The sequence below is a fragment of the Kitasatospora albolonga genome (genome assembly GCA_002082585.1).
Taxonomy (GTDB): Bacteria; Actinomycetota; Actinomycetes; order Streptomycetales; family Streptomycetaceae; genus Streptomyces; species Streptomyces stephensoniae.
Genome location: CP020563.1, coordinates 2584301 through 2598385 on the forward strand (window position 1 = coordinate 2584301; position 14085 = coordinate 2598385).

At 71.7% G+C, this 14085-nt stretch carries 13 protein-coding genes; 2 read left to right on the forward strand and 11 right to left on the reverse strand.

Translation table 11 applies throughout. The features are described from left to right. Positions 1–180 precede the first annotated feature (180 nt). The 6 genes from B7C62_11135 to B7C62_11160 all read right to left on the reverse strand — a co-directional run bounded on the left by B7C62_11135 (position 181) and on the right by B7C62_11160 (position 6832). Positions 181–1296, reverse strand: a complete 1116-nt coding sequence (locus B7C62_11135) for a GntR family transcriptional regulator (GenBank protein ID ARF72765.1) — start codon at positions 1294–1296, stop codon at positions 181–183. Between the two features lie 187 nt (positions 1297–1483). After that, on the reverse strand, positions 1484–2533 hold the full coding sequence (locus B7C62_11140; GenBank protein ARF77098.1) for an alpha-hydroxy-acid oxidizing enzyme: 1050 nt from the start codon (positions 2531–2533) through the stop codon (positions 1484–1486). Between the two features lie 151 nt (positions 2534–2684). After that, positions 2685–3452: a hypothetical protein gene (locus tag B7C62_11145; protein ARF72766.1), complete on the reverse strand. Its 768-nt coding sequence runs from the start codon at positions 3450–3452 to the stop codon at positions 2685–2687. A 67-nt stretch (positions 3453–3519) separates the two neighbouring features. After that, positions 3520–4509 carry an oxygenase gene (locus tag B7C62_11150; GenBank protein ID ARF72767.1) on the reverse strand — a complete coding sequence of 330 codons (990 nt, stop codon included), beginning with the start codon at positions 4507–4509 and terminating at the stop codon, positions 3520–3522. Positions 4510–4990: 481 nt separating this feature from the next. Beyond that, a complete protein-coding gene (locus tag B7C62_11155; GenBank protein ARF72768.1) occupies positions 4991–5815 on the reverse strand; it encodes an oxidoreductase in 825 nt (274 codons plus the stop codon). 117 nt (positions 5816–5932) lie between these two features. Continuing rightward, positions 5933–6832 carry an alpha/beta hydrolase gene (locus B7C62_11160; GenBank protein ARF72769.1) on the reverse strand — a complete coding sequence of 300 codons (900 nt, stop codon included), beginning with the start codon at positions 6830–6832 and terminating at the stop codon, positions 5933–5935. A gap of 102 nt (positions 6833–6934) precedes the next feature. On the opposite strand from B7C62_11160, the gene B7C62_11165 reads away from it, so the two are divergent. Further along, a complete protein-coding gene (locus tag B7C62_11165; protein ARF77099.1) occupies positions 6935–7240 on the forward strand; it encodes a hypothetical protein in 306 nt (101 codons plus the stop codon). A 137-nt stretch (positions 7241–7377) separates the two neighbouring features. On the opposite strand, the gene B7C62_11170 is transcribed toward B7C62_11165, so the two are convergent. Further along, a complete protein-coding gene (locus B7C62_11170) occupies positions 7378–8946 on the reverse strand; it encodes a hypothetical protein (GenBank protein ID ARF72770.1) in 1569 nt (522 codons plus the stop codon). 97 nt (positions 8947–9043) lie between these two features. Between B7C62_11170 and B7C62_11175 the strand changes: the two genes are divergently transcribed. After that, complete coding sequence (locus tag B7C62_11175; GenBank protein ID ARF72771.1) at positions 9044–10288, forward strand: hypothetical protein; 1245 nt, start codon at positions 9044–9046, stop codon at positions 10286–10288. 89 nt (positions 10289–10377) lie between these two features. On the opposite strand, the gene B7C62_11180 is transcribed toward B7C62_11175, so the two are convergent. The 4 genes from B7C62_11180 to B7C62_11195 all read right to left on the reverse strand — a co-directional run bounded on the left by B7C62_11180 (position 10378) and on the right by B7C62_11195 (position 14016). Then, the gene (locus B7C62_11180; protein ID ARF72772.1) at positions 10378–11094 is read right to left on the reverse strand and encodes a hypothetical protein; all 717 of its coding nucleotides are present in this window, start codon (positions 11092–11094) and stop codon (positions 10378–10380) included. Between the two features lie 127 nt (positions 11095–11221). Next, entirely contained in the window at positions 11222–12319 is a 1098-nt protein-coding gene (locus B7C62_11185) for a methionine ABC transporter ATP-binding protein (GenBank protein ARF72773.1), read from the reverse strand. 16 nt (positions 12320–12335) lie between these two features. Next, on the reverse strand, positions 12336–13211 hold the full coding sequence (locus tag B7C62_11190) for a transporter (protein ID ARF72774.1): 876 nt from the start codon (positions 13209–13211) through the stop codon (positions 12336–12338). 4 nt (positions 13212–13215) lie between these two features. Further along, complete coding sequence (locus tag B7C62_11195) at positions 13216–14016, reverse strand: ABC transporter permease (protein ARF72775.1); 801 nt, start codon at positions 14014–14016, stop codon at positions 13216–13218. Positions 14017–14085: the final 69 nt, after the last annotated feature.

The window sequence follows — 14085 nt, forward strand, 5'->3', positions numbered from 1 at the left end:
TCCGGTGTCCCCCGGACCGTTGTTCCTTGGCCCTTCTCCTGTACGGGAGTTCGTACGGGGTCCTGTGCGGGGTCCTCCCCGGCGCCGCCCTCGGTGCTCTGCCCGGCCGTGGTCATCGTGCCCTTCCCCCGACGTGCGGCTCCCGCCGCTTCCCGTGCCCCGCGCCTGCCGCCCGGTCCGCTACCCGGCCTGCCGCGCCACCGCCGCGAGCCCGGTCACGCCCGCCGTGAACTCCTCGCCGCCGAGGGACTGGAACGGCAGGCGCAGGAACACCGTTCCTGCGGGGGGTGCCGAGTCGGCCGGGTAGAAGGCCGAGCCGCGGGTGAGGGCGATGCTCTCAGCGGACGCCGCGGCGAGCAACTCCTCCTCGGTGGTCCGGACCGGCAGGTGCACGCTGATGTAGTAACCACCCTCGGGCACGCACAGCGCGACGTCACCGAGGACCTTGCGCACCACCTCGACGGCGGCGTCGTGGCGCGGGCGCAGCAGTTTCCGTACGGCCTCGATGTTCTGCCGTACCAGCCCGCTCTCGAAGGCCCGGGCGGCCACCGTCTGGAGCAGCGGGGCAGGAGACAGGTACGTGCTCTCCGCCAGTGCGGCCAGAGCGCGCGGGACACCGGGCGGAGCGATGACGTAACCGACCCTCAGCCCCGGGCTGAGGATCTTGCTGAGTGACCCCATGGTCAGCACCCGGGCGCCGTCGACCCCGTCCGCGAGTTCCCCGAGGAGCGTGGGGGCGGTGCCGTCGAAGCGGAGTTCCCGGTAGGGGATGTCCTCCAGGATCGTGAAGCCGAACTCGGCGGACAGGCGCACGATTTCGCGCCGCTTCTCCTCGCTCGTCGTCACACCGCTGGGGTTCTGGAAGTCGGGGATCACGTAGACGAACGCGGGCACCTCGGTACGCAGGCGCTCCCGCAGGATGTCCAGGTCGAGTCCGTCGTGCCGCAGCGGCACCCCGGAGACCCGTCCGCCGTGCCGCTCGAATATCTGGACAGCGCGGTCGTACGTCGGAGCCTCGGCCAGGACCAGATGGCTGGGCGCGTCCTTGAGGAGGTGGGCGGCGAGCAGGTCGAGGGCCTGGAGCGAGCCGTTGGTGACGAAGATCCGGTCGGGGTCGACGGAGTGGAACGCGCCCAGCTGGTCGCGGAGTTCGCGGTCTCCGGTGTGGTGGCCGATGGGCGCGTACTGGAAGACCCGGTCCGGTTCCGTGGACAGGATCGTCCCGGTCAGCTCGGCGATGGCGAGGGAGGGGATCGCTTCGAGCGGGGGGATGCCGCGCGAGAAATGGACGGTCACAGGGTGTCTCCTTGCCGGGGGAGGGAGGGTGGGGAGGGAGGGTTTGGCAGAAGGCCGGGGCCGCGAGGGGGCGAAGGCGGCGGTGGGCCCGGACGGCTCAGCGGGGCCTCAGGGCCCAGGAGGCCCGGAAGGCCCGGTGGCCCCGGACGGCCCGGTGGCCCCGGAAGGCCCGGTGGCCCCGGAAGGCTCAGCGGGCCCTGATCGCGAAGTCCGCGCCGATGTCCGCCACGGAGTCCGCGCCGAGCTGGAGCAGCGTGTCCTCGATCTCGCTCCGGAGAAGGTCGAGCACCGCCTCGACGCCCTGCTGGCCGGCCAGGCCGAGGCCCCAGAGGTAGGGGCGGCCGATGCACACCGCGTCCGCGCCGAGCGCGAGCGCCTTGACGACGTGGACGCCGGAGCGGACACCGCCGTCCAGGAGCACCAGCGCGCGGTCGGAGATCGCGGCCGCCACCTGTTCCAGGGCGATCAGGCTGGGTACCGCTCCGTCGAGCTGGCGGCCCCCGTGGTTGGAGACGATCACGCCCTCCACGCCGAGGCCGACGCACCGCTCGGCGTCCTCGCCCCGCAGGACGCCCTTGACCACGATCGGCAGGTCCGTACGGCTCCGAATCCACTCCAGGTCGTCCCAGGTCAGGGGGAGCCGGTCGATGCGGGCGCCGTCCGGGATCTCCCCCGTGAGCACCCCCAGCGAGCGCAGGTTGCCGAAGTCGACGTGGGCCGGGGTACGGAAGCCCGCGCGCCGGGTGCTGATGCGGCGTGCCGCGTAACTCGCGTCGACCGTGACCACGATGGCGGTCGCTCCGGCCTCCTCCGCCAGGGCGATCGTCGCGGCGACGTCGTCCCGGGACCGGTAGGCGTACAGCTGGAACCAGGAGTCGCTTCCGACGGAGCCGGTCACATCGGCGAACACGTGGTGGCTGTCGGTGCTGACGATCGACAGCGTGCCGGCGGACTCGGCGGCGCGGGCGGTCGCGATCTCGGCGTCCTCGTGGAGGAGCCGCTGGGGGCTGGTCGGGGCGAGGAGGACCGGGAGTTGGAGCCGCTGCCCGAGCAGGGTCACCGAGGTGTCGGGCTTCGCGCCCGAACCGCCGAGGGCGCGGGGGCGCAGCCAGACCTGGTCGAAGGCGTCCGTGTTGGCACGGACGGTGAGCTGGGTGTCGGCTCCGCCCGCCACATAGGCCCAGGAGGCGGCGTCAAGAACGGATCGGGCGGCGTCCTCGAAGTCGGTCAGGGTCAGCAGCCCGGATAATTCCCTTGCCATAAAACCTCTTCCGTCGTCGGGTGGGTTCCTGCCAGAAGGTGAATTCCTGCCGTAAGGCGGGTCTTGCCGGAGGGGTGGCTCCTCATAAAATTGGGGTTCCATGCCGGGCCCGGGATGAGGGGTCCTGTCAGACGAACTGATCGAAAGCCATCTTGGCCACCATTCCGGTGACCACGAGGACCAGGACGATCCGAACGAATCCGGACCCCCTTTTCATCGCGGTGCGCGATCCGATCATCGCGCCGGCGATGTTTCCCACGGCCATTCCGAGCCCGAGGGCCCACAGGACGTTGCCCTGCCAGGCGAAGACCGCGAGGGCCCCCAGGTTGGACGAGGCGTTGATCACCTTCGCCATGGCCGCGCTTTCCAGGAACTGTGTCGCGAGGAGGGTGGTGAAGGAGATGATGAGAAAGGTGCCCACGCCGGGCCCGAAGACCCCGTCGTAGAAGCCGATCCCGACCCCCGCGATGAGGATGGCCGCATTGCGGCGGCGCGGGGTGACGACGATGTCCCGCTGCTGCACCCCGAAGCTGGGCCTGAAGGCGACGAAGAGCGCCACCGCGATGAGCAGGCCCATGATGACGGGCCGGAAGAAGCTCGTGGGGACGCTCGACGCGGACAGGGCTCCGAGGGCGCCGAAGGGGACCGCGAGTCCGGCGGCGGGGAGCAGCACCGAGCGGTCCAGTACGGTACGCCGCTGGTACATGTACGCGGCGGTCGTGGTGCCCATGACCGCCGCGATCTTGTTCGTGCCCAGCGCCACCGCAGGCGAGTACTGGGGGAAGGTCAGCAGGAGCACCGGGATGAGCAGAACCCCGCCACCGCCGACCACCGCGTCCACCCAGCCGGCCGCCGCGGCGGCAAGGAGCAGGCCGAGCACCTCGTACAGTTCCACTCTTCCTCATTCACCATTTCACATCGAACGGCCCCGGCTCCCGGCGGCCGGGGCATCGTCCGCCGGGTCAGAGGACCCCGCGGATCTCCGTCATCGCGGGCAGGACACGGGGGTGCCACATCATGCGCTGGGCCCACAGAGGGGTGTTGCGCAGGGAGTAGAAGCGCCGGAGCCACCGGTCGCGCCCGTCGTAGCGGGGGGTGAAGGCGCTGCGGCCGTGCACGACGACATGGTTGTCCAGGACGACGAGGTCGCCCGGCGCGAGCACCAGATCGCGGCAGACCTCCTCCAGCGCGCCGGTGAGGGCCCGCAGCGCCGCCCGCGCCTCCGGTTCGGAGCCCTGGGTGTTGTGCGAGTTGAAGCGCATGAACGGGCGGTCCGCCGGCCCGAAGATCACCGGGTGGGGCCCGGCGGAGGGACGCGGACCCGCGATGTTCCGCGCGAAGGAGGTCGGGTACAGGCTGTGGAACTGCGGCTTCCGCAGCTCCGCCACCTGTTCGTCCGTCAGCAGGGGCAGTGCGTCCCGTACGGACGAGACACGGGTCGCGGCGATCCGCTCGTGGTCCTGGCGCAGGCAGAGCAGGCCCAGGTAGTCGGGGCGCAGGGGGTGGTGCACGTTCTCCGTGTGGAAGTCGAAGGCGACCGAACCGCTGTTCTCGATCCGGGTCTCCTCCCCCCGTACCGGATGGACGTCGTGGAACAGAGCCCCGGACTTCTCGTCCTGATACCCGGTCAGCGAGCCGAGGAGATCCGCGACGAGCATGAGGGTCCCATTGGTGGGATGCCCGTCGAGAACGTGGGCTTCATGGGCCTGCGGAGTCTTCGGGAGCTCGCCCACCGGGACACCGCGGAGCAGGCAGAATCCGTCGGTTCCCTCGTCCGCGCCGAAATCGAGAACCGTTTTGCGCATACCCTCGGGGAGATCCATGAGGAGCCCCGAAGCGACGATGGGGAGCGAGCCCGACAAATGCGCGGCGAGCGCGGACAGCTCGCCTACCTTATCTGCCTCCGCCTCGCTTAATCGGTATTCGTTGAGAGCCTGGGCAATTATTCCCATAATCCTTCACCGATTCCCGTCCGTATGGCTTGCCTTTTACGCCGAAAAACGTATCCCGGGGCCATTCTTTCCGTCAACAATCGGTTTCGGACAGTGACGCCCGTTGTAAACGGGTCCGGCATTACGGGTATCACCCGCCCATGCCCCTTAGCGGGCAAAGTGCCGCAATACACCTCTCCCGGTAAGGGATGTAACCCCGGTTGGTGCTGCCGGTCCCCCGCCGTGAGCTGCCTCTACGGCGCCAGATGTACGGGAGATGAACGGGGCAAATCGCCCTGCCGGGGGGCTTCGTGGCTCACGCTTCGGCACTCACAGGCGCCACTCGGGGCTGGTTTCGCGCCATACGGACCAGGAGAAACAGAGAACGGGCAGGGGTGTGAAGGCAGTCACACGCGCCACGGGAGCCTCGCGCTGCGCGGGGCGGGACTCCGGGGAGAAGTCACGCCCCGCCGCTCTCACGCTCCCGTGCCGCCCATCCCTCTTATCCCTTCAGCCGGTCGTACTGCTCCTGGCTCAGGGTCACTTCGGCCGCCGCGACGTTCTCCTCCAGGTGGGCCATCCGCGCCGTGCCCGGGATGGGGAGCATGACCGGTGAGTGGGCGAGGAGCCAGGCCAGCGAGACCTGGGTGGGGGTGGCGCCGAGTTCGGCCGCCACGGCGGCCACCTCCGCGTTCGCGCCCGCGTCACCGTGGGCCACGGGGCGCCAGGGCAGGAACGCGATTCCGGCGGCCTCGCAGGCGGCGAGCACCGGTTCGTGTTCGCGCTCCAGAAGGTTGTAGCCGTTCTGCACGCTCGCCACGTCGACGAGGGCCCGCGCCTCGTTCAGCTCGTCGACCGTCACCTCGGAGAGGCCGAGGTGACCGATCTTGCCCTCGGACTGCAACTCGCCCAGTGTTCCCAGCTGTTCGGCGAGCGGTGTCTCCGGGTCGATACGGTGCAGCTGGAGCAGTTCGATCCGCTCGACGCGCAGTCGGCGCAGGGCCAGGTCCACCTGTTCCCGCAGCACGGCCGGGCGGGCGTCCAGGCCCCACTCCCCCGTGTCCGCCGAGCGCGCGACACCGACCTTGGTGGTGATGAGGAGGCCGTCCGGGTAGGGGTGCAGCGCTTCTGCGAGCAACTCCTCGTTGGCGCCCCCGCCGTACAGGTGGGCCGTGTCGATCAGGGTGACGCCCAGCTCGACCGCCCGGCGGGCGACCGCGAGGGACCTCGCGCGGTCGGGGCCCGGCCCGGTGGGCAGTCGCATGGCTCCGAACCCGAGACGGTGGACGTCCAGGTCCCCGCCGATACGTAACGTCGTGCTCGTCAACTCTCCTTCTTTCCCGAGGTGGTTGGGCCGATCGGGAGGGCGTCGGCCCAGCCGTGACCCTCGTGTTCCGGGTCCAGACCTTATACCGGTGACATCCGGCCACCCGGGGCCCGGTCCTCAGCCCCGGGAGCCCCGGGCCCCGTCCCCTCCCCCGCCCGCCTCCGCCAGGAACGCCGCCATCTCCCCGTACACCGCCGCAGGATCGTCCAGGTGGACGTCGTGCCCGGCGTCCGGGACCACGGCGATCCGCGTCGCCCCAGGACGCCCGGCCATCCGGTCCACTTCCTCCTGCCGCAGCATCCCCTTCCCGCCCCGCACCACCAGCACCGGGCAACGCACCTGGTCCCACGCGTCCCAGTAGTCACGGTGGGCGTTCTCCTGGACCGTGGCGACCATGACGTCCCGGTCCACGCGCGGGTGGAGGCCCCCCGGCCCCGGGACGAGACCCGCCGCCCAGGCCCGGCCCGCCGCTCCCCCGCCGAAGAACGCCGCCGCCGCCCCGGCGTCCGGGAACGGGACCGGCCACGAGTCCAGCCAGGCCCCGATGGTCGCCGGCAGCGAGGGGCTCGGGCCGCCCGGACCCGCCTCGACCAGGACCAGGGCGCGGACCAGCTCCGGGTGGGCCGCCGCGGTGAGCAGGGCCGTGAGACCGCCCATGGACTGGCCCACCAGGACCAGTTCCCCGGCAGGGAGGCCGAGCCGGCCGACGACCTCCACCACGTCCCGTACGTGGGCGGCACGGGACACGTCCCGGGGGCGGCGGGTACTCGCGCCGCTGCCCCGGGCGTCGAAGGCGACCACCCGGTGCGTGGCCGCGAACCGGGCCGCGAGCGCGTCCCACTCACCGCAGTGACCGGCCAGGCCGTGCAGCAGGAGGAGCGGCGCGGCACTCCCATCACTGTCGCTGCCGCCCCCGCCGGTGTCGGTGCAGAACAGGCGTACGGGCCGGCCGTCCTCGTCCTCGCCCGTCACCTCGACCGTCGTCGTCCTCAAAGTCCTCGAAGTCCTCGAACCCATGTGACGCCTCCCCTCCGTACCCCACCCGACTGCTGGAGGTTAGCCTCCCTACGAAGACGAAGACGGACACAGAACACAGATACGAAGGCGATGGTGGCGGCGATGGCGAAGGTCCCGGCAGCGGCGGTGGCGGCGAGCGGGCTCGTCGGGGGGTACGGCGTCGCCCGGTGGACCAAGAAGCGTCCGCTCGGCGGGGTCGCGCTCGCCGCCGCCGGGTCCCTCGCCGCGTACGAGTGGAACCGTCAGGCCGGGCCGCGTGCGGCCACCGCGCTGACCGTCGCGTACGTCGCCGCCTTCGCCGGTTCGCACCCGCTGGCCAAGAAGGTCGGCGCCTGGCCCGCCGTCTTCGCCGTCGCCGGTGGGGTGGCCGCCGCCTCCTGGGCCGTCACCCGCCGCGCCACGGTCTGAGGGCTCTCCAAAAGAAGTCCGCGCCGCGTTGAACATCCGCCGCGCCACGCCCGTACTACCGGGCAACTCCCCCGCGTAAGCCGGGTGCGTACCCGTACGACAGGACGGGTACGCACCCGGAACCCCGGGAGTCGGGGTCAGCCCCCCAGCGCCCGCGACACCGTATGGATCGCGAGGCCCGCCAGCGCGCCCACCACCGTGCCGTTGATGCGGATGAACTGGAGGTCGCGGCCGATGTGCGCCTCGATCTTCTTCGACGTCTGGTCCGCGTCCCAGCTCGCCACCGTCTCGCTGATCAGCGAGGTGATCTCGGCCCGGTACGTCGTGACCACGTACACCGCCGCGTCCTCCAGCCAGCCGTCCAGCTTGCCCTGGAGGCGCTCGTCGCCCGACAGCCTGGCGCCCAGCGACATCAGGGACGCGCGGGCCCGCAGCCGCAGTTCGCTGCGCTCGTCCTCGGCCGCCGCCATGATCATCGTACGGACGGAGGACCAGGCCGACGCGATGACGTCCTGCACCTCGTCCCGGCCCAGGATCTCCGACTTCAGCCGCTCCACCCGGGCCCGGGTGTCGGCGTCGCTCTGGAGGTCGGCCGCGAAGTCGGTGAGGAACGTGTCGATGGCGCCGCGCGCCGGGTGGCCCGGCATGTCCCGCATCTCCGTGACGAACCGCAGCAGTTCCTTGTAGACCCGCTCGCCCACCCGCTTGTCCACGAAGCGCGGGGTCCAGCCCGGCGCCCCGCCCTGCACCGCGTCCATCACCGAGGCGCCGTGCTCCACCAGCCAGTCGTGCGCCCGTACGCAGACGAGGTCGACGACCTTGCGGTGGCCGCCGTCGTCCACCACCCGCTCCAGCATCTTGCCGAGGCCGGGGCCCACCTCCACCGCGTTCGCCCGCCGGGTGATGGCCTCGCCGACCACCGCCTGCACGTCCGAGTCCCGCAGCACGGTCAGCGCGCCGCGCAGCGCCGTCGCCAGCTCGGCGGTGACCCGGTCGGCGTTGGCCGGCTCCGCCAGCCACGCGCCGACCCTCCGGCCGACCCCCAGAGCGTGAATTCGGTCACGAATCACGTCTCCGGAGAGAAAGTTTTCGCCGACGAAGGAACCGAGGGACTGTCCCAGCTGATCCTTCTTGGTGGGGATGATGGCCGTGTGGGGGATGGGCAGGCCGAGCGGGCGCCGGAAGAGCGCCGTGACGGCGAACCAGTCCGCCAGAGCGCCCACCATCCCCGCCTCGGCAGCCGCCGCGACGTAGCCCGGCCAGCCCTCCACACCTGAGTGCTCCGCCCAGGTGGCCAGGACATAGACGAGCGCGACGAAGAGAAGGAGGCCGGTCGCCGTGATCTTCATGCGCCGGACGCCGCGCTGTTTCTCCTCGTCGGCGGCGGTGTACGCGAACGAGGCCAGCGGCCCCACCCCCAGCGGGCCCCCTCCGGCCCCGGACTTCCCGAACCCGGACTTCCCGGACCCGCCGGGCCCGGACTTCCCGGGGCCTCCCGTCGCCGCCCCAGGGCCGAGCTCCTTACGGGTCCCGGCCCGCGTCCCGGAACCGGCCGGTTCCCGTGACTCCCGTGACTCCCGTGGCTCGCCGGACTCCCGTGGCTCCCCGGACTCCTCTGGCTGCTGCACCGCGTCCTGCTCTCCGGAACCGGTCCGTTCCATGCGCTCCACCCGTCCGCGTACGCCTCGCCCCCGTGACGTACGCATTGTCCCTACTTCCCCTACTCCCGGGCCGCACGTCGAGTTCCCCGCGGCCTGTCGCATCATGGGAACAGAACGATCATCACAAGGAGAACCGCCGCACATGCCCAGCCGCCAGGGGTACGCCCTGCTCATCGCCCTTGTGGCGGGCACCGCCGTACTCGCCGCCGTCGCCGCCGTGCTCGGTCCGGCCCTGTTCACCGGGGACCGGCCCACCGCTCCCCCGCCCGCCGAGACGCACGCGGCGGCCCGCAACCCCGTCGCCCCCGCCAACGCCGCCGGGAACTGGGTCGCCACCTGGACCACCGCGCCCGTCGGCGCGGAGCCGGGCACCGGCAACGGTCTTCCCGGCAGCACCATCCGTAACGTCGTGCACACCAGCGTCGGCGGGGACGCCGCCCGGATCACGCTCTCCAACCTGTTCGGGACCGCTCCGCTCCGCATAGACCGGGCCACGGTCAACACCCGCCCGGTGACGTTCGACGGCGCCTCCGCCGTCACCATCGCGGCGGGCAAGCGGGTCGTCAGCGACCCGGTCACCGTGCCGGTCGCCGCCGACTCCGACCTCCAGGTCAGCTTCCGCACCCCGCGCGCGAGCGGCCCGGTCACCTACCACCCGAACACCCACCAGACGTCCTACCTGGCCGACGACAAGGGCACCTGGTCCACCAACCGCTGGCGCTACCTGACCGCCGTGGACGTCCGCAACGAGGCCGCACCCGGCACCGTCGTCGTCATCGGGGACTCGCTGACGGCGGGCAGCGGCTCCACCACCGACGCCAACACCCGCTGGACCGACGTCCTCGCCGACCGGCTGGGCGGGCGGTACGGGGTCGCCAACGCGGGCATCGCGGGCAACCGGCTCCTCACCCAGGGCTCGGCGGGCCAGGCCGGGATCGTCCGGTTCGAGCGGGACGTGCTCTCGGTCGCCGGGGCGCACACCGTGATCGTGGCCCTCGGCATCAACGACGTACAGCAGGCGCCCCAGGAGCCCGACCCCCGACGCATCGTGGCCGGCCTGCGCGCCCTCACCGAGCAGGCACGGGCCCGGGGGCTGACGGTCGTCGGCGCGACGCTGACCCCGTTCGAGGGCTTCCCCACCTGGACGCCCGAGCGCAACGCCGTACGGCTGGCGGTCAACGAGGAGATCCGGGCGGGTTCGGTCTTCGACGCGTACGTCGACTTCGACGAGGCCGTACGCGACCCGTACGCGCCGAACCGGCTCCGCGCCGCGTACGACTCCGGCGACCACCTGCACTTCAACGACGCCGGGTACCGGGCGCTCGGCGAGCGGGTGGACCTGACGACCGTGGAGCGCCCCCGCACACCGGAGTCCGACGAGCTGTGAGGTGACGTACGCGGGTGGCGTACGGAGATGGGGCGTACGGGGGCGGGTGGGGCGAGTCGGCCCGGCGGCCCGGAAGGGGGCGGCCGAGGTCAGCCCAGCTCCTTGCGGCCGCCGCTCTCCCCCGGGCCCTCCAGCCGTCGGCGCTCGCGGACCGCCCGCTCGGCCTGCTCGATCTCCTCGGCCTCCTTCAGCCGACGGAGCTCCGCCTTGGTCCGCTTGCGCTCCACGCCGACGCCGCCCATCAGGGCGAAGCCGGTGATCCGTACGCGCGGGGCGTCCGGGGCGGGCTCGCCGTCCTCGTTCGAACCCTCGCCGAACCCGCCCATGATGCCGACACCCCGGACATCCACGTTCAGCTCCGGCGGGGCCGTCACATGGACGCCTCCCATGATCGCGAAGCAGCGGATGACGATCTCCCCGTCCTCGAAGTTCGCCTCGCGCAGGTCGATCTCACCGCCGCCCCACATCGCGAACGCGGTGAACTTCCGGCCCACCGTCCAGCGGCCCTTCCGGTTGAAACCGCCCCAGAACGCGAACGCGCCCTTGGAGGTCGCGGTGCCGCCGATCCGCGCGGGCCAGCTCGCGGCGGACCCCCGCAGCGGGACGGGGGCGGCGGAGCCCACCGGGGCCACCGCCGTGCCGGGGGCCGGGAGGTCCTGGACGAGCGGCTCCAACTCCCCGTGTGTACGGGCCTTGTAGGCCGATTCGAGCCGCTGCTCGAACTCGTCCATATCCAGTCGGCCCTCGGCCACGGCTTCTCTCAGCGACTCGGCGATCCGCTCACGATCGGCATCGGAAGCGCGCATGTCCGGACGTTCACTTGTCATACCGCGCAGCCTATTGAACAGATCCGCTCCCGGCACAGACCCGCAGGCCATGGACCTGCGGGCATCCCCCGGAAGGGCACCTCGCCGATCCGCCCGGAGGACACCCTCACGGCGCCGCCTCGTACATCTTCGCGATCACGGCCTCGATGTCCGGCTCCCGCACCGACAGGTCCAGCAGCGGGTACTCCGCCGCGATCCGCGCCACCAGCGGGGCGGCCGACATGGAGGCGGGGAAGGCCAGCCACTGGCGTACGCCCTCCACCCTGACCGCCCGCAGAACCGGACCGGACCCCGCCCCGGACCCAGACCCCGGAGCCGATCCCGCCCCCGACCCCGACCCCGGTCCCGGTCCGTCGGACGCCAGCTCGATCGGCGGGAGTTCACGCTCCAGGTCCACCACGAGCATCCGCTCGCTCTCCCCCACCGCATGGAGTCCGGCGACCGAACCGTCGTACATCAGACGGCCGTGGTCGATCACCATCACCCGGCGGCACAGCTGCTCGATATCGGTCAGGTCGTGGGTCGTCAGCAGGACCGTGGTCCCGCGATCCGCGTTCAACTCCTTGAGGAACTGGCGCACTTTGGCCTTCGAGACCACATCGAGCCCGATCGTCGGCTCGTCCAGGTAGAGCACCTCCGGATCGTGCAGCAGGGCCGCCGCGATGTCGCCGCGCATCCGCTGCCCCAGCGAGAGCTGCCGTACGGGGACGTCCAACAGTTCGCCCAGGTCCAGGAGTTCGACGCAGCGGTCCAGGTTCTCCCGGTAGCGGCGGTCCGGGACGCGGTACATGCGGTGCATCAGCCGGTACGAGTCGCGCAGCGGCAAGTCCCACCAGAGGGTGGTCCGTTGGCCGAAGACCACACCGATGCGATGGGCCAGGCGGGTACGTTCCCGGGAGGGGTCGATGCCCGCCACGCGCAGCCGGCCGCCGCTGGGGGTGAGGATGCCCGTCAGCATCTTGATCGTGGTCGACTTGCCTGCGCCGTTCGGGCCGATGTAGCCGACCATCTCGCCGCGCGCGACCTGGAAGCTGATGCCGTCCACGGCCCGGACCTCACGCCGCTCCCGGCGCAGCGGACCGGTCCTGCGGCGGACCTGGAAGACCTTCTCGACGCCGTCGAGGGTGATGAAACCCTCGCCGCCCGCGCCCGTACCGCCCACGCTCGCCGTGACCTGTCGTGCGAACCCGTCCACCGTGCCCAACTCCCTTTCCCTACCCTCAGCTTCCCGTACTCCGGTACGCCCGCAGCCCCGCCCGCCACGCGAGCCCCGCCAGCGCCCAGCACCCCGCCGCGACCGCCGGCGGCAGGAAGGCCACCCACTGCGGCAGGTCCAGCGGGTACTCCCGGCCCAGCACGTACAGCGCGGGCAGCCAGCTGACGAAGGCCAGCGGGACCACGAACGTCACCCCGCGCACCAGGTCCTTCGCGAAGATCGTCGGCGGGTACTGGAGCAGCGTCGTCCCGCCGTACGTGAAGGAGCTCTGCACCTCCGAGGCGTCCTGGGCGACGAACTGGAACGCCGCCCCGCCCACGAAGACCGCCCCGAAGACCGCCGCGCCGGTCACCACCATCAGGGGCAGCATCACCACCTTCAGCGGCGTCCACGCGATGTCCAGGGTGAGCAGCGCGTAGCCGAGGACCGCCAGCCCCTGGATGATCCGCCCCGCCCGGCGCAGCGCGAACCGGTCCGCCGCCACCTGCGCCAGCACCGGCACCGGCCGCACCAGCAGGGTGTCCAGCGTTCCGTCGCGCACCCGTCGGCCCAGCCGGTCCACCGACCCGAGCAGCAGATCGGTGAGCCCGAACGCGGTCGCCGAGACCCCGTACAGCAGGGCGATCTCCGGGAGCGTGTAGCCGCCGAGCGCGTCGACGTGCGTGAACATCAGCAGGATCGCGACGAAGTCGAAGGCCGTCGCGGCGAGGTTCCCGAGCGTCGTCATGACGAACGAGGCACGGTACGTCATCGTCGAGCGCACCCACATCGCCACGATCAGCCCGTACGCGCGCACGCCCTCCAGCAGCCGGGGCCGCTCCTCGAACGCGAAGCCCTCCGGCTCCGGGCCCGGGACCCGGTCCGGCCCCGTAGCGGTCATGTGCTCAGCCACCCTGCACCACCACCCTTCTCGTCGCGACCCGCTGGAGCAGCCGCCCCGCCAGCAGCAGCGCCACCGCCCAGCCGCCCTGGAACGCGTACACCTCCACCAGCCCCCACCCCGTGTGCTTGCCGAGGAGCACATCGGCCGGGACCTGGAGCAGCGAGGACCACGGCAGCATCCGGGCCACCTCGCCGAGCAGCCCCGGGAAGAGGTTCAGCGGCAGCAGCATCCCGGAGAAGAACATCCCCATCAGCCAGGCGACCTGCATCGCGCCCGCCCCGTCCAGCAGCCAGAACGCCGACAGCGCGACCAGGTAGCGCACGGCGAAGCTGACGACGAGGCCCAGCAGGACGGAGACGAGGAACGCGAGCCAGGTCCACAGTGAGCCGGGGAGCGCGAGATCGAAGGCGAGCGCCCCCAGGAACATCGGTGCGACCCCCCGGCCCAGCAGATGGAACACCGCCCGGCCCAGGTCCCCCGCCAGCCACCAGAGCTGGAGGTCGGCGGGGCGGTACAGGTCGACGGCGATGTCCCCCGTACGGATGCGCTCCATCAGCTCGTCCTCGAAGCCGCCGCCCATCATGGCGCAGGCCATCAGCAGGGCCTGCCCGAGCCAGACGTACGTCAGCGCCTGGGAGGTGTCGTACCCGCCGAGCTGCGGGCGTTCGGCCCACAGGGCGGTGTAGGTGTACGCCAGGATGAACCCGAAGACGGTGTTGGTGAACACCCCCGCGGCCGTCGCCGTCCGGTAGGTGGCGTAGCGCCGGAAACTGCCCGCCGCCACCACTGCGTACAGCCGCATGCCGTGCCCTCCCCCGCTCTCGACACCAAAGCGACCGACGCTAGTACAGCGGCGAGAACGGCCGCGACC